24 protein-coding genes are annotated in these 24,978 nt (G+C 68.4%); 6 read left to right on the top strand and 18 right to left on the bottom strand.

The window, feature by feature from the left end; all coding sequences use genetic code 11:
* Positions 1-20: 20 nt before the first annotated feature.
* On the bottom strand, positions 21-620 hold the full coding sequence (locus CLM74_RS20390) for a hypothetical protein (RefSeq protein ID WP_105164836.1): 600 nt from the start codon (positions 618-620) through the stop codon (positions 21-23).
* A gap of 121 nt (positions 621-741) precedes the next feature.
* Positions 742-2,580 carry a dihydroxy-acid dehydratase gene (ilvD, locus tag CLM74_RS20385; RefSeq protein ID WP_025877530.1) on the bottom strand — a complete coding sequence of 613 codons (1,839 nt, stop codon included), beginning with the start codon at positions 2,578-2,580 and terminating at the stop codon, positions 742-744.
* 503 nt (positions 2,581-3,083) lie between these two features.
* Here ilvD and CLM74_RS20375 point away from each other — a divergent pair.
* From CLM74_RS20375 to CLM74_RS20365, 3 genes are read left to right on the top strand one after another with little or no spacing between them, the layout of a single operon-like run.
* Positions 3,084-3,653 carry a DUF1190 domain-containing protein gene (locus CLM74_RS20375; protein ID WP_032976852.1) on the top strand — a complete coding sequence of 190 codons (570 nt, stop codon included), beginning with the start codon at positions 3,084-3,086 and terminating at the stop codon, positions 3,651-3,653.
* Positions 3,654-3,660: 7 nt separating this feature from the next.
* On the top strand, positions 3,661-4,839 hold the full coding sequence (locus tag CLM74_RS20370) for a glutathionylspermidine synthase family protein (RefSeq protein ID WP_088101840.1): 1,179 nt from the start codon (positions 3,661-3,663) through the stop codon (positions 4,837-4,839).
* Entirely contained in the window at positions 4,839-5,486 is a 648-nt protein-coding gene (locus tag CLM74_RS20365; protein ID WP_105164835.1) for a hypothetical protein, read from the top strand. The genes CLM74_RS20370 and CLM74_RS20365 overlap by 1 nt, the downstream gene beginning before the upstream one ends.
* Before the next feature lie 144 nt (positions 5,487-5,630).
* Here the strand turns inward: CLM74_RS20365 and CLM74_RS20360 are convergent, their stop codons facing one another.
* The 10 genes from CLM74_RS20360 to CLM74_RS20310 all read right to left on the bottom strand — a co-directional run bounded on the left by CLM74_RS20360 (position 5,631) and on the right by CLM74_RS20310 (position 17,045).
* Positions 5,631-6,929 carry a DUF58 domain-containing protein gene (locus CLM74_RS20360; protein WP_025877522.1) on the bottom strand — a complete coding sequence of 433 codons (1,299 nt, stop codon included), beginning with the start codon at positions 6,927-6,929 and terminating at the stop codon, positions 5,631-5,633.
* A complete protein-coding gene (locus CLM74_RS20355) occupies positions 6,926-7,912 on the bottom strand; it encodes a MoxR family ATPase (RefSeq protein ID WP_025877520.1) in 987 nt (328 codons plus the stop codon). The genes CLM74_RS20360 and CLM74_RS20355 overlap by 4 nt, the downstream gene beginning before the upstream one ends.
* A complete protein-coding gene (locus tag CLM74_RS20350; protein ID WP_025877518.1) occupies positions 7,909-9,099 on the bottom strand; it encodes a DUF4350 domain-containing protein in 1,191 nt (396 codons plus the stop codon). The genes CLM74_RS20355 and CLM74_RS20350 overlap by 4 nt, the downstream gene beginning before the upstream one ends.
* Positions 9,096-10,739, bottom strand: coding sequence for a DUF4129 domain-containing protein (locus CLM74_RS20345; RefSeq protein WP_105165062.1), 1,644 nt, complete (start codon positions 10,737-10,739; stop codon positions 9,096-9,098). The genes CLM74_RS20350 and CLM74_RS20345 overlap by 4 nt, the downstream gene beginning before the upstream one ends.
* The gene (locus CLM74_RS20340; RefSeq protein ID WP_032976855.1) at positions 10,729-11,721 is read right to left on the bottom strand and encodes a stage II sporulation protein M; all 993 of its coding nucleotides are present in this window, start codon (positions 11,719-11,721) and stop codon (positions 10,729-10,731) included. Before CLM74_RS20340 ends, CLM74_RS20345 begins: the two co-directional genes overlap by 11 nt.
* Positions 11,718-12,407, bottom strand: a complete 690-nt coding sequence (locus CLM74_RS20335; protein ID WP_032976856.1) for an RDD family protein — start codon at positions 12,405-12,407, stop codon at positions 11,718-11,720. The genes CLM74_RS20340 and CLM74_RS20335 overlap by 4 nt, the downstream gene beginning before the upstream one ends.
* Before the next feature lie 124 nt (positions 12,408-12,531).
* On the bottom strand, positions 12,532-13,062 hold the full coding sequence (locus CLM74_RS20330) for a gamma carbonic anhydrase family protein (protein WP_059065523.1): 531 nt from the start codon (positions 13,060-13,062) through the stop codon (positions 12,532-12,534).
* A gap of 145 nt (positions 13,063-13,207) precedes the next feature.
* The gene (locus tag CLM74_RS20325) at positions 13,208-14,026 is read right to left on the bottom strand and encodes a nucleotidyltransferase domain-containing protein (protein ID WP_105164834.1); all 819 of its coding nucleotides are present in this window, start codon (positions 14,024-14,026) and stop codon (positions 13,208-13,210) included.
* A gap of 103 nt (positions 14,027-14,129) precedes the next feature.
* Positions 14,130-16,019 (bottom strand): tRNA uridine-5-carboxymethylaminomethyl(34) synthesis enzyme MnmG, encoded by a 1,890-nt coding sequence (gene mnmG / locus CLM74_RS20320; protein ID WP_025877509.1) that lies wholly within the window; start codon positions 16,017-16,019, stop codon positions 14,130-14,132.
* Between the two features lie 558 nt (positions 16,020-16,577).
* Positions 16,578-17,045 carry a hypothetical protein gene (locus CLM74_RS20310; protein ID WP_032952020.1) on the bottom strand — a complete coding sequence of 156 codons (468 nt, stop codon included), beginning with the start codon at positions 17,043-17,045 and terminating at the stop codon, positions 16,578-16,580.
* A 159-nt stretch (positions 17,046-17,204) separates the two neighbouring features.
* Here CLM74_RS20310 and CLM74_RS20305 point away from each other — a divergent pair, with 159 nt between their 5' ends.
* Both CLM74_RS20305 and CLM74_RS20300 read left to right on the top strand, forming a co-directional pair.
* Positions 17,205-18,167, top strand: coding sequence for a pyridoxal-phosphate dependent enzyme (locus CLM74_RS20305; protein ID WP_105164833.1), 963 nt, complete (start codon positions 17,205-17,207; stop codon positions 18,165-18,167).
* The gene (locus tag CLM74_RS20300) at positions 18,164-18,796 is read left to right on the top strand and encodes a YdcF family protein (protein WP_025877503.1); all 633 of its coding nucleotides are present in this window, start codon (positions 18,164-18,166) and stop codon (positions 18,794-18,796) included. Before CLM74_RS20305 ends, CLM74_RS20300 begins: the two co-directional genes overlap by 4 nt.
* A gap of 161 nt (positions 18,797-18,957) precedes the next feature.
* On the opposite strand, the gene bioC is transcribed toward CLM74_RS20300, so the two are convergent.
* The 5 genes from bioC to bioB form a co-directional block, all read right to left on the bottom strand.
* Entirely contained in the window at positions 18,958-19,842 is an 885-nt protein-coding gene (bioC, locus tag CLM74_RS20295; protein ID WP_025877501.1) for a malonyl-ACP O-methyltransferase BioC, read from the bottom strand.
* A 12-nt stretch (positions 19,843-19,854) separates the two neighbouring features.
* Entirely contained in the window at positions 19,855-20,634 is a 780-nt protein-coding gene (locus CLM74_RS20290; RefSeq protein WP_105164832.1) for an SDR family oxidoreductase, read from the bottom strand.
* Positions 20,635-20,663: 29 nt separating this feature from the next.
* The gene (gene bioH / locus CLM74_RS20285) at positions 20,664-21,443 is read right to left on the bottom strand and encodes a pimeloyl-ACP methyl ester esterase BioH (protein ID WP_059065511.1); all 780 of its coding nucleotides are present in this window, start codon (positions 21,441-21,443) and stop codon (positions 20,664-20,666) included.
* A gap of 18 nt (positions 21,444-21,461) precedes the next feature.
* The gene (gene bioF / locus CLM74_RS20280) at positions 21,462-22,685 is read right to left on the bottom strand and encodes an 8-amino-7-oxononanoate synthase (protein ID WP_105164831.1); all 1,224 of its coding nucleotides are present in this window, start codon (positions 22,683-22,685) and stop codon (positions 21,462-21,464) included.
* Positions 22,686-22,752: 67 nt separating this feature from the next.
* The gene (gene bioB, locus CLM74_RS20275; RefSeq protein ID WP_105164830.1) at positions 22,753-23,796 is read right to left on the bottom strand and encodes a biotin synthase BioB; all 1,044 of its coding nucleotides are present in this window, start codon (positions 23,794-23,796) and stop codon (positions 22,753-22,755) included.
* 157 nt (positions 23,797-23,953) lie between these two features.
* Between bioB and CLM74_RS20270 the strand changes: the two genes are divergently transcribed.
* Positions 23,954-24,526, top strand: a complete 573-nt coding sequence (locus CLM74_RS20270) for a DUF3658 domain-containing protein (protein ID WP_032952018.1) — start codon at positions 23,954-23,956, stop codon at positions 24,524-24,526.
* Here the strand turns inward: CLM74_RS20270 and CLM74_RS20265 are convergent.
* Positions 24,513-24,935: an H-NS histone family protein gene (locus CLM74_RS20265; protein WP_025877491.1), complete on the bottom strand. Its 423-nt coding sequence runs from the start codon at positions 24,933-24,935 to the stop codon at positions 24,513-24,515. The genes CLM74_RS20270 and CLM74_RS20265 overlap by 14 nt on opposite strands.
* Positions 24,936-24,978: the final 43 nt, after the last annotated feature.

Here is a 24,978-nt window from a genome sequence, read left to right as displayed (position 1 = left end):
CGAGCAGGGCGTTTCGCCTTTCAGTCCTGCGACTGCGGGCACGACTCGGATGCCAGTGCGTAGGGCTGGTACATGCAGCGGATCAGGTCATCCACGATCTGCAGCCGCGGCGGCCATGCGACGCGCTGCGGGCCTTGCCTGGCCTGCATTCCGGCCATGCCGTCGCTGAGCGTGGCGCCCGGCGGCAGCGGCAGCGCCGCCAACCGCGCGCGGGCACGTCGCAGTGCCGGCAGGTCGTCGTCGAGAAAGGCGATGGTCGCATCCACATAAAGGTTCCATCCTTCCGGATCGGCGCCCGCCGGCTTGTACGTCAAGCGCATCAGCGCGCTGGCCGGATCGCGTTGCCCCGCGTAGGCGCGCAGTTGCGCCTCGTGCCAGGCCAACGCTGGGTGGCCGCTTGCCTTGGCCTGGCGCCGGTATGCGGCGAACAGGTCAGCCAGTTCCAACTGGCAGCCGGCGCGCCGGACCAGCGCGTCCCAACCCTCGCCGGGGCCGTGGTCGAATGCTGCCGGAGACATCGCCAGCAGTTGGGCACGATTGTCGAAGCGGCATTCGTCGGCGAACGCCGGCGTGGACGCAGTGGCCAGTGCCAGCGATATCAGGCTGAGGAAACGGCGCATCAGGACGTCCATGTGTGGGGCCGCACATGATGCACCCCTGGGATGGACAGTGCCGGCCACTGGCCGGCACGACAGGCAACGTGCGCTGCAGCTGCCGGCCAGCGGCCGGCACTACCGGTCTTCAGTCGCCCAGCAGGGCGGTGTTGCGTACGGCGCCCTTGTCGGCGCTGGTGGCCAGCAGGGCATAGGCCTTCAGCGCGCTGGTGACCTTGCGTGGTCGCGGTGCGCGCGGCTTCCAGCCCCGTGCATCGGCGTCGGCGCGGCGCTGGACCAGCGTCGCCTCCTCCACCAGCAGGTCGATGCGCCGCGCCGGGATGTCGATGCGGATGCGGTCACCATCCTCCACCAGTCCGATCACACCGCCGCTGGCCGCTTCCGGCGAAACGTGGCCGATCGACAGGCCCGAGGTGCCACCGGAGAATCGGCCGTCGGTCAGCAATGCGCACTGCTTGCCCAGGCCTTTCGATTTCAGGTAGCTGGTCGGGTACAGCATCTCCTGCATGCCCGGGCCGCCCTTCGGGCCTTCGTAGCGGATCACCACCACGTCGCCGGGCTTCACTTCATCGGCAAGAATGCCGGCCACGGCGGCGTCCTGGCTTTCGAACACGCGCGCATTGCCTTCGAACACGTGGATCGATTCGTCTACGCCTGCCGTCTTCACCACGCAGCCGTCGACGGCAAGGTTGCCGCGCAGCACGGCCAGCCCGCCTTCCTGCGAATAGGCATGTTCCAGCGCACGGATGCAGCCTTCGGCGCGATCCTGGTCCAGCGACGGCCAGCGCGTGGCCTGGCTGAAGGCCTCCTGGGTGGGAATGCCGGCGGGACCCGCCTTGAAGAAGGTGTGCAGGGTGTCGTTGTCGCTGCGCATCACGTCCCAGCGATCCAGTGCTTCACCGAGCGTGGCGCTGTGCACGGTCGGCACCGAGGTATCCAGCAGACCGGCGCGATCCAGTTCACCGAGGATGCCGAACACACCACCGGCGCGGTGCACGTCCTCGATGTGATATTTCGGCGTGTTCGGTGCCACCTTGCACAGCTGCGGCACGCGCCGCGACAGTGCATCGATGTGGGTCAGGTCGAAGTCGACCTCGCCTTCCTGCGCGGCGGCCAGCAGGTGCAGGATGGTATTGGTCGAGCCGCCCATGGCGATGTCCAGGGTCATGGCGTTGGCGAACGCGGCCTGGGTGGCGATGCCGCGCGGCAGCGCACGCGGGTCTTCGCCGCCATACCAGCGGTGGCAGAGTTCGACGATCAGGCGGCCGGCGCGACGGAACAACGCTTCGCGGTCGGCATGCGTGGCCAGGGTGGTGCCGTTGCCCGGCAGCGACAGGCCCAGTGCTTCGGTCAGGCAGTTCATCGAGTTGGCGGTGAACATGCCCGAGCACGAGCCACACGTCGGGCAGGCGCTGCGCTCGTAGTCGGCGACCTTCTCGTCCGAAGCGCTGTCATCGGCAGCGACGACCATCGCGTCGACCAGGTCCAGCTTGTGCTCGGACAGCTTGGTCTTGCCGGCTTCCATCGGTCCGCCGGAGACGAACACCACCGGGATGTCCAGGCGCAGCGCCGCCATCAGCATGCCGGGGGTGATCTTGTCGCAGTTGCTGATGCACACCAGCGCATCGGCGCAGTGGGCGTTGACCATGTATTCGACGGCGTCGGCGATGATCTCGCGGCTGGGCAGCGAGTACAGCATGCCGTCGTGGCCCATGGCGATGCCGTCGTCCACGGCGATGGTGTTGAATTCCTTGGCGACGCCGCCGACCTGTTCGATCTCGCGCGCGACCAGCTGGCCGAGGTCCTTCAGGTGCACGTGGCCGGGCACGAACTGGGTGAAGGAGTTGGCGATGGCGATGATCGGCTTGTGGAAGTCGCCATCCTTCATGCCGGTGGCACGCCACAGGGCGCGGGCACCGGCCATGTTGCGGCCGGCGGTGGAGGTGCGGGAGCGGTATTCGGGCATGGCTGGCGGAACGGGCGGGCCGTACGACGTGGGGGTCGGTTGATCATGGCCAATTTTTTCGGTTGCTGCTGCAACCACCGGAGGCGGTCCGGCCGGGCTGCGCCCTGCACCTGCCGAATCAACGTCAACGTCAAAATCAAAAGCGGGCTATCCGCGGGATGGCGGGGTGGGTCCGGTGGCGGGGGACGCCGTAAATACGTCCATGTAGGCTCGGTCGCGCCTTGCTCGTGTGCGCTGTCCTGCGCACACGGCAAGACCGGGGTTGGGCGTCCTGCCCAACCCGCCCGAGGCATGCCTCGGGCCCATGGCGCTCACGCCCCCGCCACCGGACCCACCCCGCCTCCGACAGGTGGCCGTGGGCCAGTAGATCCACGCCATGCGTGGATCAAGCTCGGGATGACAACGAAAATGAAATTCCGTTCATCTTTCCCACTTTGCCGATTCCGGTTGTTGGCCCGGATTTGGCATGATGGGGCATTGTTCCGACTTGAAGGCATGAGGCCATGAAACGTTCCCGCACCACCGCGCTGCTGCTGATGAGCGCTGCGCCGCTGCTGTTCACTGCCTGCCAGAAGGAAGAGCAGGTGCAGGTGCAGGAAGGCCTGTATACCTCGGTGGAGGCCTGCACCACGGCTACCGCTGATCCTTCGGCGTGCCGCAATGCGTTTGCCGAGGCGCAGAAGAAGTCTGCCGACGCAGCGCCGAAGTACGCGACCAAGGAAGCCTGCGAACAGGATTACAAGCCTGAGCAGTGCGTGCAGCAGCACACCTCGGCCGGCACCTCGTTCATCGGTCCGATGATGATGGGCTTCTTCATGTCGCAGATGCTGAGCAACCGCGGTGGCCTGGCCCCGCAGGCGCCGGCTTCGGCACCGGCCTACCAGGACAAGAGCGCCGGTTGGGCGCGTCCTGCCCCGGGCGGCAGCGGCGGCCTGAACACCGCCAGCGGCATCGGCGCGGGCAAGGCCGGGCTGGCCCCGGTCAGCAGCGAACCGAACCGTGCGGTGACCGCCAGCCGCAGCGGCTTCGGCAGCACCAGTGCGCGCCGCAGCGGCAGCAGCGTCGGCGGCTGATCGACCCATGCAACGTATCCGTATTGCCGAGCGCGCCCAGTGGCGGGCGCGCGCGGAGGAAGCCGGTTTCCGCTTCCACACCATCGACGGCCAGCCGTACTGGGATGAAAGCGCGTATTACGCGTTCACCCTGCGCCAGATCGAGCAGGACATCGAAGACCCCAGCGCCGAACTGCACCAGATGGCGATGGACCTGGTCGGCGATGTCATCGCCAGCGAGCGCCTGATGGACCAGCTGGCGATCCCCGCGCATTACCGCGACTGGATCGCCGACAGCTGGCGCCAGCGCCAGCCGCACCTGTACGGGCGCCTGGACCTGGCCTACGACGGCACCGGCCCGGCCAAGCTGTACGAACTGAACTACGACACGCCGACCTCGCTGTTCGAAGCCAGCTTCTTCCAGTGGCAGTGGCTGGAGGACCAGCGCAACGCCGGCCGCCTGCCGCAGCACGCCGACCAGTTCAACGCGATCCATGAAGCCCTGGTCGAACGCTTCGGCGAACTGGCCACGCAGCTGCCGCCGCCGCTGTATTTCAGTGCGGTGGGCGGCTCGGACGAAGACCGCGGTACGGTCGAGTATCTGCGCGACTGCGCTTCGCAGACGGGCCTGCACGGGCAGGCGATCGCCATCGAGGACATCGGCCTGTCCGAAGACGGGCGCTTCACCGCGCTGGACGATACGGTCATCGGCACGCTGTTCAAGCTGTACCCGCTGGAAGACCTGATGGCCGAGGAATTCGGTCGCGCGCTGCCGGGCTCGGGCGTGCAGCTGCTGGAACCGGCATGGAAGGCGGTGCTGAGCAACAAGGGCATCCTGCCGCTGCTGTGGCAGCGCAATGTCGGCCATCCGAACCTGCTGGAAGCACACTTCGATGACGGCAGCGCGCTGGCCTCGGGCTGGGTGCGCAAGCCGCTGTTCTCGCGCGAAGGTGCCAACATCGAGATGCACCTGGCCGACGGCAGCACGCAGCGCAGCGACGGTCCGTACGACGGTCCGGCGATCCTCCAGCGTGCGCATCCGCTCACCCGCTTCGAAGGCGGTTACCCGCTGATCGGCAGCTGGGTGATCGGCGACCACGCCTGCGGCATCGGCATCCGCGAGGACGACAGCGCGATCACCCGCGACAGTGCGCGCTTCGTGCCGCACGCGATCATCGACGAAGCGCCGACGCGGATCTACGTCTGATGGCGGTGCAACGCCCGCCCGGTCGGCGCGGGCGTCCTGCTCCCGTGCCGGGCCGTCATTTCGACGATGGTCGCGGCCTGAATGCGTTCGCCGATCGCATCGCGGTGCGCTGCCACCGCTGCGATACGCCGGGCTGGGTGCTGGCGAGCTGGCAGCCCTACCGTTGGACGGTGCGTTTCCGCTGCACCGGCTGCAGCGTTGCGCTGGACAGTGGCGACTGGGTGGGCGCGGTGTGCATGCAGGGGCGTCGGCCGTGCGGGTACTGCGGGCACCAATGGCTGTACGTGCATCGCCGGATCGCGTCGGGCGTTCGTTCGCCGGCCACCTTTCCCGCACGATGTGGGCAATGTGGGCGCAGCAGCGATGTCGACGTGTCGGCCACCCCGCTGCGCGATGCCGAGCCGGCTGATCCGCACTTCGGCCTGCCGCTGCATCTTGTTGAACCCACCCGTGCGGGCTTGCTGTGGGCCTACAACGCGGAGCATCTGCAGGCGCTTCATGAGTACGCCGTCGCGACACTGCGTGAAACCAAAGGGCATCATCGCTCGATGATCTCGCGGCTGCCGCAGTGGATGAAATTGGCGCGGCATCGCGTGCTGCTGCAGCGCGCGGTGGAGCGGTTGCAGAAGCGCTTGCTGCAGGGGTAGTGCCGGCCGCTGGCCGGCAACCGTTGTGGGTAGAGGCCGACCTTGGTCGGCGCCGTTGATGGTGTGCCAACCAAGGTTGGCATCTACCAAGGCGGAGCGTCGGTAGCGCCGGGCCACGCCCGGCGAGCGCAGCGGTCCGACAGGTCAGAGCAGCCCTTCGCGCTTCACCGCCAGATAGCGCTCCACCAGCGCGGCGGGCAGGGCATCGGCCGTGACGTCCAGCACCATCACCCGTTCGGCACGCAGCGCGTCATGCGCCTGCGCGCGCTGTTGCAGGTACAGCGCGGCGGCACCGGCCTGCGCGGCATCTTCCACCGTGTGCACCTCACCTTCCAGCGCAGCATCCAGCTCGCGCTCGCGCAGGCTGGCTACGCACACCAGATGACGGCGCTGCAGCAGGCGCACCGCCGCAAGCAGGTCTTCGATGTCCTCGTCGCGCACGTTGCTGACCAGCATCACCAGCGCGCGCCGGGGCTGGCGCAGTGAGACTTCGGTGGCGGCAGCCAGGTAATCGGTGGCCACGGCCTGCGGCTGCAGGTCGTAGCTGGCGCGCAGTAGGTGCTGCACCGTGTCCATGCCGCGCTGCGGCGCCACCCAGCGACGCTCGCCGCCTACCGCGAACAGGCCGGCAGCATCGCCCTGGCGCAATGCCAGGTAGGCCACCACCAGCGAGGCGTTCAAGGCATGGTCGAAATGCGAGAGCCCGCCTTCGCTTGCCAGCATGCGCCGGCCGCTGTCGAGCATCAGCAGCAGCTGCTGGTTCTTCTCGTCCTGGTACTCGCGCGAGATCAGCTTGCGGGCGCGGGCGGTGGCCTTCCAGTCGAGCTGGCGCAGGCTGTCGCCGATGCGGTACTCGCGCATCTGGTGGAAGTCGGTGCCTTCGCCACGGCGGCGCTTCACATGTGCACCGACCAGTCGCGAGGCCTGGTCGGCACTGAACAGCGCAAATCGGGTGAGTGGCACGAAGTTGGGATAGACCCGCACCTCCAGCGCCGGTGGCAGCGTGCGTTGCTGCCACCACAACCGCCATGGCGAGCGGATGCGCAGCTGCACGCCTTCGAAGGCAAAGCGACCGCGCTGCTGCGGCTGCACGTGGTAATGCAGCGAACTGGCATGGCCCGCCCGCAACTGCACGCGTTGCGGCAGTGATTCCAGTGGCCAACCGCCTGGCACCAGATCGAATACCTGTACCTGCATGGCCTGCCCGGACTGCAGGCGCAGGCCGATCTCGCGGCGCACGCCCAGTGCCAGGGCCTCGGGCACGTCGCGCTCGACGCTGGGCGATGGTCGTCGCCGCTGCCGCCACAGATCAACCAGTGCCACCACCGCAACCAGTGCGCCGGCCAGCGCCCAGCTCCAGCGTGGCAGCAGCCCGGCCAGCACCACGCCGCCCAGCGCAGCCCAGGCCAACAACAACGCCAGCAGCAGCGGCGCAGGCCTCATCGGCGCGGCGCTTCCACCTTGGCCAGCAGCGCACCCAGCACGTCGTCGGCACCCTGGCCTTCGATCTGCAGCTCCGGTGCCAATGCAATGCGGTGGCGCAGGGCAGGGCGGGCGATGTCGCGCACATCATCGGGGGTGACGAAGTCACGACCGGCCAGCACCGCCTGCGCGCGCGAGGCACGCACCAGGGCGATGCTGCCGCGCGGGCCGGCGCCGACGGCGATGCCCGGCCACTGCCGGGTGGCGGCGACGATGCGCACCGCGTAGTCGATCACTTCGTCATCCACGGTGATTGCCGCGGTGGCCTGCTGCAACGCCAACAGTTCGCCGGCACCGAGCACGCGCGGCACCTGGCTCAGGTCGAAATCACTGGCGGCACGGCCGCTGGTGATCGCCGCGACCATGCGCTTCTCGTCCTCCAGCTGCGGATAGTCGATCAGCACCTTCAGCAGGAAACGGTCCAGCTGCGCTTCCGGCAGCGGATAGGTGCCTTCCTGTTCCAGCGGGTTCTGCGTGGCCAGCGCCATGAACGGCGGTGCCAGGGTGAAGGCCTTGCCTTCGATGGTGACCTGGCCTTCCTGCATGACTTCCAGCAGCGCGGACTGGGTCTTGGCCGGGGCCCGGTTGATCTCGTCGGCCAGCAGCAGGTTGGTGAATACCGGGCCGCGACGGATCTTGAAGCTCTCGCTCTTCGGGTCGTACACCGCATGGCCGCTGACGTCGCTGGGCATCAGGTCGGGGGTGAACTGCACGCGGCCATAGTCCAGTTCCAGTGCCTGCGCCAGCGCGCGCACCAGCAGGGTCTTGCCGAGGCCGGGCACGCCTTCGATCAGCACGTGGCCACCGGCCAGCAGGGCGACCAGGATCTGGTCGAGCACATCGGCCTGGCCGATGAAGGCGTGGCCGACGGCCTGGCGGATGGCGTCGACGCGTTCGATCAGGCGGGCGGTGGCGGCCGCCGGAAGTTCAGGGGCATCGGTCATAGCAGGGATCTCATCTGGAGCAGCAAGCGGATGCGCTCGCGCAGGGCGGAGGAATCATGCGGCGAAGGCGGAGTGAGGGCACTGGCGACTCGACTGACGGGCCATTGCAACACTGCGGCGATGGCCTGGTCGCGCGCAGCACCGTCGAGTGCCGCAGCGACGGGCGCGCGCAGGCGCAAGCGGTGCAGGAACAGCGCCTGCACGGCCAGGTACAGGCGCGTGCCATGGCCGAAGCGCAGCAGCAGTTCGCCACTGGCGCGGACGTGTTCCAGCAACGAACGGCGTTCGACCACCGGCGCGGGCAGGGCACTGCCGAAGCGTTGCGCGCGTGACCACAGCCAGCCGAGGATCGCCAGCAGCAGCGGCACCCACAGCGGCCAGCCCTGGTAGAAGATGCGCGCGCCCAGCGATGGCGGGCGGCTGCCGTACACCAGCCACATCGTGCCGCGCCCATAGTTGGGATCGAGCAGGTAGCGCGTCAGGTCGCGGTGCGAGAGGTCATGCAGGCCATCGCGGGCAACGGCATCGGCGTCGACCGTGCGGCGGCGTGTTGATGCGGACGGGCCTTCACCGCGCATGACGTCCATGTCCGCCAGCACGTCGATGCGGCCCTTGCCGTGCGGCAGGCGCGCGAACACCAGTCCTTCCTGGCCACCCCAGCGGCGCTCGGCCGTGGCGTTGGCCTGGAAGCCCAGGCTGAAACGCCGGCCGCCGCAGAACTCGACGTGGCTGGGATCATCCACCACGTGGAAGGGTTGGCAGTCGCTGCCATGGAACAGGCTGTCCACGCCGATCCTGTCCAGCAGGGGGCCCTGCGTGCTGCTGGCATCGTCCTCGGCCGGTGGCTGCGTGCGCAGCAGCAGATGGCCACCCGTGCCGACCCAGTCCAGCAGGGCCTGCGCAGTGCGCGGCGGCATGTCGGCGGTATCCTGCAGCAGCACCACCGTATCGGTGGCGGCCAGTGGCATCTGTGCCAGGTCCAGTCGCTGCCGGGACTGCACCTCGATGCCGTCGGCGCGCAGCGCCTGGCCCAGCACATACAGCGGGTTGTAGCTGGCTTCGCCCTGTGGCGGCAGCACGACGGTCTCGGTCACCTTTTCATGCGTGCGCAGGAACAGGATGGTCAGCGGCACCCCGAGCAGGACCAGCGCGCCGAGCAGCAACGACCAGAACAGGCGCGGGCTCATGCCTGCCACCCGTACTGCTGGCGCAGCGTGCTGGCCAACGCGTCGAAATCGCTGCGGGTAGGCAGGCGCCCGCCGTAGGCGGCGTACTGCCACATGCGCACGATGCGCGCGAACAGTTCACGGTCGGTGCTGTCGGACATGCGCCGCGAGGCACGCAGGCACTGTGCTTCGGTGGCACCGGGCGGCAACGCGATGCCGGTGCGCTCCACCAGCGTGCGCACGCTGGCGCGATAGAGCAGCGCCAGCGCCTGCCGTGGCCGTCCCTGGTCCCACAGCAACCCGGCCTGGGTCGCCACATCCGGCGGCAGCACCACCGGCATTTCCACCTGCTCTTCGGTGATCTGCGGTGCCTGCTTTTCCTTGCGGCGGCCGGAACCGCGCAACCACGGCAGCCACAGCCGCGCGGTCAACAGCAGCACCAGCAGCAGGACCCCCAGCAGCCCCCACAGGCCCCATTCGGCGAGCCGGGCCAGCCACAACTGGCCGCTCTTGCGCGACGTACGGTCCGCGTTGCTGCTGCTGTCCTTCTGCAGCTCTTTCTTGTCTTTCTGCTTCTCGGCGGCGTCTTCGATCGGCTTCCATCGGCTGACCTGCCGCGTCGGCCGCTGCAACGGATCTTCGTAGGCGCGGTTCACGGCCTGGCGGAAGCCAGCGGTATCCACCGGCGTGTCGCCGAAGATCACCGCCGGTGTATTGGGCGGATCGTTTTCCGCAGTGGCCGCTTCTTCGGCTTCCTCGGCTTCTTCAGCGTCTTCCGCTTCTGCGTCTTCATCGGCGTTGGCCGTGGTGGTCTGCGCGGCGTCCGGCGTGTCGGCGTCCTGTGCGTGCACGGGCGCCAACGGCAGCGCCAGGCACAACAGCAGCACCAACGAAGAGGCGACCGGCAGCAGGCGTTCGCGCAGGCGGCGCAGGGCGATTTCCACGTCCCAGGCTTCCATCTGCGTGCGTCGGTTCAAGTACAGGCCGAAGCCGGCGCCCACGTAGAACGGCCCGATCAGCGCCGCCGCCAGCCAGCACAACAGGTTGAGGCCAAGCTTGGCCCACGCAGGCGCCTCCACGCTGACCATCGCCCACGCTGCGCGCCAGGATTCGGGCAGCAGTTCCAGCGGGATGAAGATGAAGATAGTGGCGATCGCGCCCACCACCAGCACCAGTTCGAATGCCAGGCAGATCACCGCCAGCACCAGCGCAGGGCCCGCAGCGCCGGCGGCGACTGCACGCCGGCGCGGGCCACGCTGGGCGGGCGCATTGCCCTCCAGCAGATTGACCGGTAGGCACAGGCTGCGCAGGCCGCTGAACCGGCGCCAGCCCAGATAGCCCCAGAAGCCGCTGCCGCCCCACTGCCGCTGTGCGCGCAGCGCATCGCGCGGGCCGACCCGTTCGCCGAAGATGCCGCGCGAGAGCACGTACAGCGGGGCGCGTTCGAACAACGGTTTGCACCACCACATCGCCAGCCACGCCCAGCCGAAGGCATCCAGCCACCAGGCCAGTGCATTGAACAGCACGAACAACGGTGCACTGGCCAGCAGCCAGCTGCCCCACACACCGCGTGCGTGGCGGCGGGCCAGCGCGCTGCCCAGCTCCATCGCTTCCCAGCTGCTGCGCGCGCGCAGCACCACGTCCAGGTGGTCAATCCGCATGGCCACCTCCGCGTCCACCGCGCCACAGCCACAGCAGCACGCCGGCCCACAGCACCCCGGCCACGCTGAACTTCACTGCAGCCGGAATGTCGGCGATGGAGGACCAGAACGCTTCCACGAACGCGGCCAGCAGCAGCATGAAGGCCACGCCCAGGCACAGCCGCGCGCCGATGCGCCCGCCTTCGACCAGCGCATCCAGGCGGCGCCGCCGCCCGGGAGCCAGCAGTTTCATGCCCAGCTGCAGGCCGGCGCCGCCGGCAATCACGATCGCGGTCAGCTCGAATGCACCGTGGCCGGCCACAAAGCGCCAGAACGGGCCGCCATGGCCGATGTGCTGCAGGTGGCCGGCGACCGCGCCGATGGTGATGCCATTGAAGAGCAGCACCAGCAGCGTGCCCAACCCCGCCAGCAGGCCGCTGGCGAAGGTGCGCAGGGCGATGCTGATGTTGTTCATGATGTAGTAGCCGAACATCATCCAGTCGGTGCCGCTGTCGCGGCCCAGGCGCTCGGCGGATGGATCGTACATGCGCTCCATCTCGGCGATCTGGCCGTTGTCCATCAGCAGGTGGATGCTGTCCGGGTACACCTGCACCAGCACGAAGCAGGCCAGCGCCGGCACTGCGAACATCGCCAGCGCTGCCCACATGCTGCGCGCCTGGCTGCGCACCAGCAGCGGAAAATCAGCAACCAGGAATTCCAGCGCGCGCCGCCAGCGGGTCGGCGGCGTGCGGTACAGCACGCCATGGCCGTGCTGCATCAACTGCTGCAGGCGTTGCACCAGCTGCGGGCTGTAGCCGCGTTCGCGGGCCAGCGCCAGCTGCTGGCACAGCCGTCGGTAACGCTGCGGGAAGCTGACATCGCCGGCTTCTTCCGCGCCCGGCCTGCGCCGGCGCCGACGCGAGGCACCGGCGCGATGCTGCAGCCACTGCTCCAGGTCATGCCATTCCTGTTGATGGCGGGCGACGAACTGCTCCTGCTTCATCGTCGTCCCAGCAACCAGTTGGCCATTGCATACAGGCGCAGCACGCCGACCTGGCCGGACGCGCTGGTCAACGGCTCGGCGATGCCGGCCAGTTCCTGCTGGCGTGCGGGTGACAGGCGTGGCGCCCGCTCGGCGAAGGCCATCACCGCCGCCTGCTCCTCCGGCCGCAGCGGTTGCGGCGGCGCCAGCGCGCTGTCGATGGTGGCCGGCGGCGGCAGGTAATGCGGCGGTGCATGTACCACCATCGTGCCGGCAACCAGATCGCCCAGGCGGCGGCCATGCGGATCGAACAGGCTGCTGATCAGGCCCAGTGCGTAGCCGAAAGGCAGCATGTCCACGGTGCGCAGCAGGTTGCGGGTGATCGAGGCCATCCAGCCCACCGGCGCGCCATCCTGCGCGAGCACCCGCAGGCCCAGCACGCGCTTGCCGAGGGTACGGCCCCACAGCGCTTCGCAGACGATGGGGTAGGCCCACATCAGCAGGAACATCAGCGCCATGTACAGGCCGCGGCCGAACTCATCGAGCAGGGCCAGCGGAATGGACAGCGCGGTGAGCGCGCCGAAGCGGACGGCCAGGTCGATCAGCCAGGCCAGCGCACGCGGCATCGGGCCCGCCGCAGGCAACTGCAGCGGCACGCCTTCCGGCGTTACCACCTCGCGGTAGGTATCGAGCATCGGCGCGGCCATCAGCACGATGGCCGCCGAAGTGGGCGCTGGAGTCCTCTCCGGCGTGCAGCCACGGGCATGGGGGTCTCGACGGTTCCTGGTCGGGCCCAGACTTTAGCAGAGCCCGGCCATCGGCGAGGCGGCCTCAGCCCAGGTATTCGTCCTTCAGCCGCACGTAGTGGTCGGCCGAATAGTGCAGCGACTCGATCTCCTTGTCGCTGAGCGTGCGCGCCGGACGGGCAGGGTTGCCCACCCACAGCTCGCCCTCGCCCACCACCTTGCCGGGGCCGACCACCGCACCGGCACCGACGAAGCCATGGCGCTCGACCCGGGCACCGTCGAGGATGCACGCGCCCATGCCGATCAGGCTGTAATCGCCGATGCTGCAGGCGTGGATGATGCAGCCATGGCCGACGGTGACGCCTTCGCCGATCAGGGTCGGGTAGCCGGCCTTGTTGTACGGGCTGTGGTGGCTGACGTGGATGATGGTGCCGTCCTGCACATTGGTGCGTGCACCGATGCGCACGAAATTGACGTCGCCACGGATGACCGTGCCCGGCCAGATCGATACGTCATCGGCCAGTTCGACATCACCGATGATCGTGCAGGCCGGATCGACATACACGCGCTGGCCGAGCACCGGCATCTTGTCGCGGAAGGGGCGCAGCGGGGTCATCGGCATCTCCGGAAGAGCAGGGCAATCGCGATGATGATACCGCGTGCAGCACTCAGCCCTGCCGGTAGTGCCGGCCGCTGGCCGGCAACTGCAGAGGTTCTGCCGAAGGTGCATCGGGTTGCCGGCCAGCGGCCGGCACTACCCCTTAGTGCTGCGCGTGTTCGGCCAGCATCTGCCGGAACAGGGCATCCAGCCATGGACCATCGCCATGCCCGGCGGGCAACTGCGGACCCTCGGCGCGCGTGGCCATTTCCTGGTCGATGTAGTCGCTGATGGCGATGATGCGGGGACCGGCTGTCACTTCGGCGCTGGCACGCTTAACCACCAGCAGCGCTTCGATCGCCCCGCGTACCGGGCCATCCGGCAGCAAACGCTCCAGCAGATGCTCGAATGCCATGGGCGGTGGGCTGGACTCGCTTTCGATCCACTGGCAGGCCAGCAGCGCGCGCAGCACGTACAGATACTTCTTGGTGCTGATGGCCCCGCCGCCGAGATGTCGGCTGTACGTGGTGCGCGCCATGCTCATGTAGTGCCACCAGCTGCCCAGCGGCGAGTAGAAGCGCTGGGCAGCCTCCCAGAGCTGCGCCACGGCAGCATCGTTCTGCTGGTAGATGATCGGCGAACGCAGCCATTCGATCAGCGTCGGGTTCGACTTGGATACCAGCCGCAGTGCCTTGCGCAAATCCCAGCCGCTGACGTCCAGCTCGTCGTCGATCGGCAGTTCGATCACATCGCGCTGCGCCTCGCCCGGGCCGGTGCTCTCGTTGACACTCAGGTACCAGGGCTGGCGGTGCACATAGATGAAGCGTGCATCGTAGTCGCTGTCCGGCGACGAGAAACCCCAGCCGCGGCTGCCCGATTCGCAGGCCAGCAGCACGCGCACGTCGTGCGTGCGTTCGATGTCGGCCAGGGTGGCCAGGATGGCGGCGCGCTTGTCCGCCGCGATCGGATGGATGCCGTCCATGCAAGGAAGCTCCTGCTGTTGTTGCGTCGAGCCGATCGACTCTACAGGCAGCAGGCGGATACGTGTAGCGCCAGGCCATGCCCGGCGCACGCGATCATCGGGGCTATGCCACGCGTCCGCGCCGTGCGCGCTCCAGGTGCACCAGCAGCAGCGAGATCGCCGCCGGGGTCATGCCCGGAATGCGCTGGGCCTGGCCGATGGTCTGCGGACGCACGCGCTCGAGCTTCTGCAGCGCTTCGGCCGACAGCCCGCGCACGATGGCGTAGTCGAAATCGCCGGCAATCGGCGTTGCTTCATGGCGCTGCTGGCGCTCGATCTCCTCGCGCTGGCGATCCAGGTAACCGGCGTACTTCACCCCGATCTCCACCTGTTCGGCCACCTTGCCATCGGCCACGGCCGGGCCGAGCGAGGGCACCCGCATCAGTTGCGCGTAATCCAGTTCCGGGCGCTTGATCAGGTCCAGCACGTTGGTTTCGCGGCTGACCGCCACGCCCAGCGTTTCCTGCACTTCGCGGCCCAGCGCATTGGCCGGCGTGGCCCACAGCGCGCCCAGGCGCGTGCGCTCGGCGGCTACGGCAGCCTGCTTGGTTTCGAAGGCCCGCCAGCGACGATCATCGACCAGGCCCATGTCGCGGCCGGTCGGGGTCAGGCGCTGATCGGCGTTGTCTTCGCGCAGCTGCAGGCGGTACTCGGCGCGGCTGGTGAACATGCGGTACGGCTCGTTGGTGCCGTGGGTGATCAGGTCATCCACCAGCACGCCGAGGTAGGCTTCGTCGCGACGCGGGCACCAGCCCTCGAGGCCACGCACCTGGCGAGCGGCGTTGAGGCCGGCCAGCAGGCCCTGTGCGGCAGCCTCCTCATAACCGGTGGTGCCGTTGATCTGGCCGGCGAAGAACAGGCCGTTGACCAGCTTGGTTTCCAGCGAGGCCTTCAGCCCGCGTGGATCGAAGAAGTCGTACTCGATGGCATAGCCGGGGCGGGTGATGTGCGCGTTCTGGAAACCACGGATGCTGCGCACCATCTCCAGCTGCACGTCGAACGGCAGCGAGGTGGAAATGCCGTTGGGATAGATCTCGACGATGCCCAGGCCTTCGGGCTCGACGAAGATCTGGTGGCTGGCCTTCTCGGCGAAGCGCACCACCTTGTCCTCGATGGAGGGGCAGTAGCGCGGGCCGATGCCTTCGATCTGGCCGCTGTACAGCGGCGAGCGGTGCAGGGCGTCGCGGATGATCTGGTGGGTCTGCTCGCTGGTGTGGGTGATCCAGCAGCTGACCTGCTGCGGATGCTCATCCACCGAGCCGAGGAAGGACATCACCGGGCGCGGCGTGTCGCCGGGCTGCTCGTCCATCACGCTGTAGTCCAGCGAACGGCCGTCGATGCGCGGTGGCGTGCCGGTCTTCAGGCGGTCCACCTGGAACGGCCGCTCGCGCAGGCGTGCAGCCAGCGTGGTGGCGGGCGGATCGCCCATTCGACCGGCTGCGTACTGGGTCGGGCCGACGTGGATCTTGCCGGCCAGGAAGGTGCCGGCGGTCAGCACCACGGCCTCGGCATCGAAACGCAGGCCGGTCTGGGTGATGACCCCGCGCACGTGGTCGCCCTCGATGACCAGGTCATCCACCGCCGCCTGGAACACGGTCAGGTTGGCCTGTCCCTCGACGATGGCGCGGATCGCCATGCGGTACAGGTTGCGGTCGGCCTGGCAGCGGGTGGCGCGCACGGCCGGGCCCTTGGAGGCGTTGAGGGTGCGCCACTGGATGCCGGCGCGGTCGGCGGCATGCGCCATCGCACCGCCGAGGGCGTCGATTTCCTTGACCAGATGGCCCTTGCCGATACCACCGATGGCCGGGTTGCAGCTCATCGCTCCCACCGTTTCGATGTTGTGGGTCAGCAACAGGGTGCGCACGCCGGTACGGGCCGCAGCCAGCGCGGCCTCGGTGCCGGCGTGGCCACCGCCGATGACGATGACGTCGTAACGATGGAAGGAATCGATCATGGGGGCTGTTCAGCAAGGGGCAGGCGCAGCCGGAGACGGCGCCGGGGGTGGCGATTTTAGCGCCAATCGGGGCAGGGACGTTGGCGCCGGCCGGCCGGCGTCGAAATCAACCCTAAAGTTGGCAGGATTTTTGCAGATAACCCAATAGCACCCACCGTGGCTGGCGCCGCAGGCGCTGGTGACCGGAATTGGAACAGGGGCCGGTACAGGCGCACGGTGGGGAAGCAGAGGGGCCGGCAGTCGGGGGACTGTCCGGCCCTGTTTTTTGGGGCGGCTGGGAACGCGGCATCCACGCATGGCGTGGATCTACTGCCCGCGCGCCCCGGTGTCCCAAACAACAAACGGCCCCGCAGTGCGGGGCCGTTCGTCTTTAAAGGTGCCGACATCCGACAGGGCCGGAACAGGGGGGATCCAGATGTTCCTGTCGGATATCGACGTAGAGCTGTTTGGGACGGGCCCTTAACGCTTTTGTCACTTTGTGACGCTGGCCGTCACCACCTGCGTAGATTGAGGCTTGGACCGTGTGAAATGCAAGATGGAACAAGCGTCAACTGTGCGCTATCTCTCACGATCCATGGCACGCCAGGGGGAACTGTTCATCCTCGGCGCACGCGGAGCCGGAGCCGGACGCGCCTGCGGCGGCGGCGAGGGGCGCTCGACCCGCTGTGCAGGCTGCGGCGGTCGACGCATCGAATCCATGTTGCGCCAGGGCGAGCCGCCATTGTTCTGGCGCGGCGGCGGTGGCGGGCGGTTTTCGCCGCCGTTGCCGGGACGCGGTGGCGGGCGGTGGTTGTGGTGCGGCGGGCGGTAGATCGGCCGCTGGTAGTACGGGCCACCATAGCCGTAATAGCCACCGCCGCCGTAATACGGATAGCCGTAGTCGGCCGGGTAGCCATAGGGGTAGCGGTACTCCACCGACGGCGCACCGTGGTAGTAGCCACCGCCGCGGCCACCGACATAGTCATAGGTGGTGCAACCGGTCAGGGCCAGCAGCAGGCCACCGGCAAGCATCAGGCGCGTTTTCATGATGGGTCCCCCCAGAGGACGGGTATGCAGGCAGCTTCAGCCGCCGGCGTTGAATCAGCCCTTAATTCCGCCGGCCAGGATGAATGGCGGTGTAGGCATGCATGCTGGCATGACCGATGGCGCCCTCGCCAGCGCGGGGCCATACGTTAATCTTGCGTCATGAGCGATTCACTGTTGCCCCGCGCTGATGACGTCCTCGCCGCCGCCGCGCGGATCGCGCCCCATGCCAGCGTGACCCCGGTGCTGCGCTCGCGCACGCTGGATGCGTTGGCCGGTGCGCAACTGGCGTTCAAGGCCGAGCACCTGCAGCGCGGCGGCGCGTTCAAGTTCCGCGGTGCGTGCAATGCGGTGTGGTCGCTGGATGCCGATCACGCCGGTGCCGGTGTGGTGACCCATTCCTCCGGCAATCACGGTGCCGCTTTGGCGCTGGCTGCCCGCACACGGGGCATTCCCTGCCATGTGGTGGTGCCGGAAGGGGCCGTGGCCGCCAAGCTGGCCAATATCGCCCGGCATGGCGCCACCCTCTGGCGCTGCCCGGCCACCATTGCCGACCGCGAGGCCACCTGCGCCAAGGTGCAGGCCGATACCGGCGCCACTCTGGTCCATCCGTACACCAACCCCGCGGTGATCGCCGGGCAGGGCACGGCCGCGCTGGAGCTGCTGCACAGCGAGGGGCCGTTCGACGTGCTGGTGGTGCCGGTGGGCGGTGGGGGCCTGGCCAGTGGCACCGCGTTGGCCCTGCAGCACGCCAGCCCGGGCACGCGGCTGGTGCTGGCCGAGCCGGCCGGTGCCGATGACACCGCCCGTTCGCTGGCGACCGGCAAGCGCCAGGAGGCATTTACCCCGGACACGATCTGCGACGGACTGCGCACGCTGATCGGCGCACCCAACTTCGCGCTGCTGCAGGCCGCGGGCGCCGAGGTCATCGTGGTTGACGATGCCGCCACCGTGGCGGCGATGCGCCTGCTGTGGGACGTGCTCAAGCAGGTGGTCGAGCCGTCCTCGGCGATCGTGCTGGCGGCGGTGCTTGCGCAGCCTGCGCGCTTCGCCGGCCTGCGCGTTGGACTGGTGCTGTCCGGCGGCAATGTCGATCTGCCTGCCCTGCGTTGGGAAGCGCCATGAGCCGCGGCCGCCATCGCGAACGTACCGGCCTGCTCGGTTGGGTGTGGCGGTTGTTCGTACTGCTGGTGATCTGGCTGCTGGGCGTGACCGCCTGGATCGTCTGGGTCGGCGAACGCGACCAGGCGGCCAAGGCGGACGCGATCATCGTGCTGGGTGCGGCGGCCTACGATGCCAAGCCCTCGCCGGTGTTTGAAGAGCGCATCCGCCACGGCCTGGATCTGTACGACGCCGGCTACGCGCCACTGCTGATCTTTACCGGAGGCTACGGCGGCACCGGTGCGCGCTTCTCGGAATCGCAGGTGGCCCGGCGCTATGCGCTCAAGCACGGCATTCCCGATGAGGCGATCCTCATCGAGACCGCCTCGCGCAATACCGTGCAGAACCTGGTCGAGGCCAAGCGGCTGATGGACCAGCGCAAGCTGCATTCGGTGATCATCGTCAGCGACCCGCTGCACATGGCGCGCGCGCTGCGCCTGAGCAAGGCGCTGGGCATCCAGGCGTTGGCCTCGTCCACGCCCAGCACGCGCTTCCGCAGCTTCCATACCAGCTGGCGCTTCCTGGTGCAGGAGATCTACTTCTTCCACCGTGACCTGGTACGGCCGCCGTTGAGTTCACCGGCCAATACCTGAGCGGCTGCCGCTGCGCTCGCCGGGCATGGCCCGGCGATACCCATAACGTGCGCCTGGCCGGGACCTGCTTTTGGTAGTTGCCGACCTTGGTCGGCACGGGAAGCACAGCGCCGACCAAGGTCGGCTGGTAGCGCCGGGCCATGCCCGGCGGCGCCTTCGAATCAGGTCTGCTTGCGCCGGATCGGGATCGCCGACACCGGCACGGAAGCAATGTCATGCCCACCTTCGCGGATCGGCGCGCCCGGATCCGGCGCCCAGGCATGGGCGTAGATCACTTCCCAGCTGCTGGGCAGCTTGCCATCGGCACGGCGCATCGGTTCGTACGCCGCCGCTGCCGCCGCGAACCGCCCCCGGCCGGTCAACGTATGGCGGCGATCGACCCGTGCGTTGGTCGCGCCCATCGCGCGCAGCTCGCGCATCAACGAGGGCAGGTCGTCGTAGGTCAGGGTGAACAGGTCGCGGTCCAGAACCGGATCACGGAAGCCGGCCATCATCAGCGCATCGCCGAACTGGGCGATCTGCGCGAAGCGGCTCACGTGCGGGCGGTCGTCGGCGGCGGCGAAGGCCTCGTTGAGCTCGACCAGCGTTTCCGGCCCGAACGTCGAACACACCAGCAACCCACCGGGCTTGAGCACGCGGCGGAAACCGGCGAACACCGCCGGCAGGTCGTCCACCCACTGCAGGCACAGGTTGCTGAAGATCACATCGACGCTGTTGTCGGCCAACGGCAGCGCCGTGGCATCGGCGGCCAGGCGCTGGAACGGCTTCCACCAGCCGGCCTGGCGCTTGGCTTGGTCGAGCATCGGCAGTGCCACGTCCAGCGCGATCACCTGCGCCTTCGGCCAGCGCTTCTTCATCAGCGCACTGGCATGGCCGGTGCCGGCACCGATATCCAGCACCACCTCCGGCTTGCGTGCCTCCAGGTAGTCCAGCGATTCCAGCAGCCGCGACTGCACCTCGCGCTGCAGGGCGGCGGCAGCGTCGTAGCTGGTGGCGGCGCGGGCGAAGGCGCGGCGGACATGGCGGGCATCGAAGTGGGACGGCATTGCAGAAGTCTCTTAGAACGTACCGGGGTAGGCGCCGCCGTCGATCAGCAGGTTCTGCCCGGTGAGGTAACCGGCCTGTGCACTGCACAGGAAGGCGCAGGCGGCGCCGAATTCGTCCGGCGTGCCGAAGCGGCCGGCGGGGATCTGCTGGCGGCGGCGTTCGGCCACCGCCTGCACGTCCCCGTCCTGGCCGGCGGCGTGGGCGAAGTTGGCGCGCAGGCGGTCGGTATCGAACTGGCCGGGCAGCAGATTGTTGATCGTGACGTTGTGGACGACGGTGCGCCGCGCCAGCCCGGCGACGAAGCCGGTCAGGCCGCTGCGCGCGCCGTTGGACAGCGCCAGCGCGTCGATGGGTGCCTTCACCGATGACGAGGTGATGTTGACGATGCGGCCGAAGCCGCGCTCGATCATCGCGTCCACGGTGGCGCGGATCAGCGCGATCGGCGCCAGCATGTTGGCGTCCAGCGCGGCGATCCAGTCGTCGCGCTCGAACGTGCGGAAGTCGCCCGGCGGCGGACCGCCGGCGTTGGTCACCAGGATGTCGACCTGCGGGCAGGCGGCCAGCGCCTGGGCGCGGCCCGCCTCGGTGGTGACGTCGGCGGCGATCGCATGCACTTCAGCGGCACCGGGCAGCGTACGCAGTTCTTCAGCCGTGGCCTGCAGCGCAGCGTCACCGCGGGCGACGATGACCACGTTCACGCCTTCGCGCACCAATGCGCGCGCGCAGCCAAGGCCAAGCCCCTTGCTGGCGCCGCAGACCAGTGCCCAGCGGCCGGAAATACCCAGATCCATGCGTCAGTCCTGCACAAGCTTAGGAAGGCTCATTGTCCGCCATCGGCCGGTGACAGGCCGGCAACGAAGTGTTGCAGGGCGGCTGCAACGTCATCGGCGTGGCCGAGGAAGGGGGCGTGGCCGCCATGACCCACGGTCAACGACTGCCCCCCGGGCGCCAGCGCGGCAGCGGCCTGCATCGCCGCCGGCGAGACCAGACGGTCACGCTGGCCGGCAATCCACAGGCTGGGCTTGCCCAGTGCGGGCAGGGCACCGCGCAGGTCGGTGTTCTCCAGCAGCTGCAGGCCCTCGTGCAGTGCGCGTTCGGTGGGCGCTCCGCGTTCGACCAGGCGCTGCCGCAGGGTGCGCAGTTCCTCGCGGGCATGCGCCGAACCCATCACGTCCAGTGCCAGGAAACGTTCCAGGGTGCCACTGAAGTCCTGCGCGAGGTCACGACCGAACTGCTCGAATACCGATGGCTCCACCGCATGCGGCCAGTCATCACCGCGCACGAAGCGCGGCGTGGCGGCGATCATCGCCAGACCGCGCACCTTCGGCAGCGTGGCCGCCGCGTGCAGCGCGAACAGGCCACCCAGTGACCAGCCGCACCACACCGCCGGCGGCGTGGCCGCGGCAATGGCGTTGACCACGAACGGCAGGCGCAGCGGGGTGCTGTCATCGCGGCTGTGGCCATGGCCGGGCAGGTCGACCAGATGCAGCGTGAATCGATCGGCCAGGCGCTGCACCAGCGGCGCAAACACGCCGCCCTGCAGGGCCCAGCCGTGGATCAGTACCAGGTCCGGCCCATGGCCGGTCACTTCAATATGCATGGGGAACTACACGATCACTCAGGCCAGCGCCGGCAACGACGGCGGCAGCACTTCGCGCGCGGCAAAGGCCACGCGGTCGCGTGCAACGGCGACGGCTTCGACCAGGCCGCGTACCTGCTCGGTGGTGTGCAGCGCGGACAAGGTGACGCGCAGGCGCGCCTTGCCTTCCGGCACGGTCGGTGGGCGGATCGCGCCGACCAGCCAGCCGGCCTGCTCCAGCGCCTGCGACATCGCCATGGCAGTGTGGTCGTCGCCACACAACAGCGGCTGGATCGGCGTTTCCGATGCCATCAGATCCAGCCCATGACGTCGCGCTTCGCTGCGGAACAGGGCAATCAGATCGGCCAGCTTCGCCCGCCGCCAATGATCGCGGCGGGCCAGGCGCACCGCTTCCAGTGCGGATGCCGCCAGCGCCGGCGCCATGGCGGTGGTGTAGATGTAGGGGCGTGCGGTTTCGGCCAGGTGCTCGATCAGGTCTTCGCGGCCGAGCACCAGCGCACCGGAACCGCCGAGCGCCTTGCCCAGGGTGACCAGCTGCAGCGGCACATCGTCCACGCCCAGGCCGGCGGTGGCGACCGCGCCACGACCATCGCCGAGCACGCCCACGCCATGCGCGTCGTCCACGTAGAACAGCGCCTGCTGCAGGCGCGCGACCAGCGACAGCGCACGCAGCGGCGCGACATCGCCATCCATGCTGAAGACACCGTCGGTAGCCAGCATCGCCGCGCCATCGGGCGCATGCTTGAGTTGGCGCATCGCACCTTCCGCGTCCAGGTGCGGGTAGCGGCGCAGGCGCGCGCCGGCCAGCCGGGTGGCATCGAGCAGACTGGCGTGGTTGAGCTTGTCCTGCACGCAGACATCGTTCTCTTCGCCCAGCAGCGCCTGCTGCACGGCCAGGTTGGCGGTGAAGCCACTGCCGAACAGCAAGGCACGCGGGTAACCGAGCCACTCGGCCACTTCGCGTTCCAATGCGTCGTGCAGCGCGTGGTGGCCGCAGACCAGATGCGAGGCACCGGCACCGGCACCTTCGCGCGCAGCGGCATCCTGCAGTGCGTTGACCACGCTGAACTGCTGGGCCAGGCCCAGGTAATCGTTGCTGCAGAAGCCGGTCAGCCAGCGCCCATCGACTTCCAGGCGCACACCATCGCGACGGGTGACCGTGCGCCGCGGGCGGCGACGGCCTTGTGCATCGCGCAACGCGCGCTGGGCTTGGAGGCGGGCGGTCAGGTCGGGGCGTGCCATGGCGGCTGGATGCGGCGACGGGGCGGCTAGGGTAGCGCGTTGCCGCGACGCCTGCTTGGCCCGGCCCTCAGGCCGCGTGGGCGCAGCCGCAGCCGGGGCCATCGGCGCTGATATCGGCATGCACGGTGCCGCCATGGTCATGACCGTCGGCGTCCACCTGCACCGCCATCGGCTGCAGGCCCAGGCGTGCGAACAGGGCCATGTCGCGCTCGCTCTCCGGGTTGCCGGTGGTCAGCAGCTTGTCGCCATAGAAGATGGAGTTGGCGCCGGCCAGGAAGCACAGCGCCTGCAGCTCATCACTCATCGCCTCGCGGCCGGCCGACAGCCGCACCATCGAACGCGGCATGGCGATGCGGGCCACGGCGATCATGCGCACGAACTCGAACGGGTCCAGCTCGGCACTGCCATGCAGCGGCGTGCCGGCCACCTGCACCAGCTTGTTGATCGGCACCGAATCGGGATGCGCCGGCAAGGTGGCCAGCGCCAGCAGCAGGCCGACCCGCTGCGCGCGTGTTTCACCCATGCCAACGATGCCGCCGCAGCAGGTCTTCAACCCCGCATCGCGCACATGGCCCAGCGTATCCAGGCGATCCTGGTACTGCCGGGTGTGGATGATCGACTCGTAGTAGTCCGGCGCGGTATCGAGGTTGTGGTTGTAGTAGTCCAGGCCGGCGTCCTTCAACGCGCGCGCCTGCTCGCCACTGAGCATGCCCAGCGTGGCGCAGGTTTCCAGGCCCAGCGCTTTCACCCCGGCGATCATTGCCGCCACCTTGGGGATGTCGCGGTCCTTCGGCGAACGCCACGCTGCACCCATGCAGAAGCGTGAGGCACCGGCCGCTTTGGCTTGGCGGGCCTTGGCCAGCACCGCATCGGTGTCCATCAGTTTCTGTGCGTTGACCCCGGTGCTGTAGCGCTGCGCCTGCGGGCAGTACGCGCAGTCTTCCGGGCAGCCACCGGTCTTCACCGACAACAGCGTGGAAACCTGCACCTGGGCCGGATCGAAGTGCTCGCGGTGGACGGCGGCGGCGCGGAACAGCAGTTCCGGGAAGGGCAGGTCGAACAGCGCCTGCAGTTCGTCGTGGTGCCAGTCGTGGCGGAAGGCGGTTGCCATGGCGGGACCTTGGAAGGGCTGGAGCGAGGGCGCAGTCTGGGTGGGGTTGGGAACGCTGTCAACTATGAATATAAAATAGTGGTTTACAGGAAGTCGTCGCCCGGGTCAGTTGCAGCGGTGCTAAGTTCGCCGCTACGCATGGAACGTGAGAATCGGCATGGACACGCACAAGAACGCCGCAACCCTTCGCAACGCTGTGCTGTGCAGCCTGGCTGATCTGCCCGATGGAGGCTTGCGCGTGGTAATGGATGACCTGCGGAAATCGGACACCGCCGGTATGTGGCAGCACCGCACGTTCGTTACGTTCAAGGACTATCCACCAGGCATGCTTGCCGACCCGGTAGGCCTGTCCGAAGCGGAGTTGGCAGACTTTGGCTTCTTCGTGCTGGTCCGCCTGCTGGCTGTAAATGGCCGGCTGGCTGACACTGACGACGCGCCGGACTGCGATGCGCACCTCACCAACGAACAGCGGCACCGCATCGCAGCGCTGACCGAGGAGGACGTCGCGCGGATCGATCAGCAGCTGCTTTCCCACTGTGACGGTCAGTTCCGCAAAGTCGCCTATATCGTGGGCACGGCGATGTCGTTGGATCCCGAACGTCCGCCGGGAATTCCAGATGTGTTCTACGCAGGGCGTGTGCGCAAGCTGGTCGAGCGTGGCGCGCTGCAGGCTGCCGGCGACCTGTCGCGCATGCGCTACAGCGAAGTGCGCCGGCTCAGCTCTGCTTGAAGACGGTTCTCTGCCCGATCGCGCTGGACTTTCGAACGTCGGACCGGCCCAGCCCGGGAATCAGGAAATCGGCAGGGCTGCGGCCATGCTTGGTCTTCTCGGCAAGCCAGCGCGGCATCCGGCCGCGGCCCGACCACGTATTGCGCTTGTTGTCCGGGTCGCGGTACTTGGCCGCCACCTTGCCTGCCTTGCGCCGTGTGGCAGGTTTGCGGACCGGTGCAGCGGCCTCGGCGGGCGCAGCCCCGAGCAGCTCTTCAATCGTGTAGCCGCACTGCGCGGCGAAGGCGATCAGCTTGCGACGGACAACGGCCACGGGGCGGCGGCTGGCAACCAGCGCCCTCCGCTGCTCGGCAGCAGTCACAAGGGCGTTCAGTTCGCGCAGGCTCAGGTGTTCGACGTCGATTGTCATGCCGCGAAGGGTCCGGACATCCCGGCAGCCTGTCAAGCAGCGG

This window comes from Stenotrophomonas sp. MYb57, from assembly GCF_002966815.1.
Taxonomy (GTDB): domain Bacteria; phylum Pseudomonadota; class Gammaproteobacteria; order Xanthomonadales; family Xanthomonadaceae; genus Stenotrophomonas; species Stenotrophomonas indicatrix.
The sequence above is the reverse complement of the archived record's forward strand: the minus strand, read 5'-3'. Positions and strand labels throughout refer to the sequence as shown.